The organism is Ornithinibacillus halotolerans, assembly GCF_014637405.1.
In the GTDB taxonomy this organism is placed as follows: Bacteria; Bacillota; Bacilli; order Bacillales; family Amphibacillaceae; genus Ornithinibacillus; species Ornithinibacillus halotolerans.
Map to the genome: position 1 here is coordinate 1 of NZ_BMEY01000053.1, position 556 is coordinate 556.

The window sequence follows — 556 nt, forward strand, 5'->3', positions numbered from 1 at the left end:
AAGTCTACTTACGACTCCCCGAGGCATATCGGTGTTAGTCCCGTCCTTCATCGGCTCCTAATACCAAGGCATCCACCGTGCGCCCTTATTCACTTAACTATCATTGAATAAGCATTACACTAATAAAATTTATAGCCTTGCTTTAAATAATCTAGCTTCAGCTCCTAAAAGCTACCTCATAAGCAATTGACACTCCGAGTGCCAAAAACATGCACTCTACGGTCCCTTACTTATGCGTCCGCTTTTGAACAGTCGCTTCAGCCTTTTGATGTTTGATGTCGTTGTTACTCTTATTTAGTTTTCAAGGTACAAGCTTCCACAGGATGTGGTGACTTCTGTGTTCGTCACAGGACGTGACGGGTTTTAACAGAAGTTCCTTAATTCGAGGCATCTTGCTCCCTCAAAACTGAACAAACAACCAAGTATGCATCCGTTATATTCCTTAGAAAGGAGGTGATCCAGCCGCACCTTCCGATACGGCTACCTTGTTACGACTTCACCCCAATCATTGGTCCCACCTTAGGCGGCTGGCTCCAAAAGGTTACCTCACCGACTT

At 45.0% G+C, this 556-nt stretch carries 2 rRNA genes; both read right to left on the reverse strand.

The window, feature by feature from the left end:
* Positions 1-99: ribosomal RNA gene (locus IEV35_RS20025) — 23S ribosomal RNA — on the reverse strand; the annotation flags it as partial.
* 347 nt (positions 100-446) lie between these two features.
* A 16S ribosomal RNA gene (locus IEV35_RS20030) occupies positions 447-556 on the reverse strand; the annotation flags it as partial.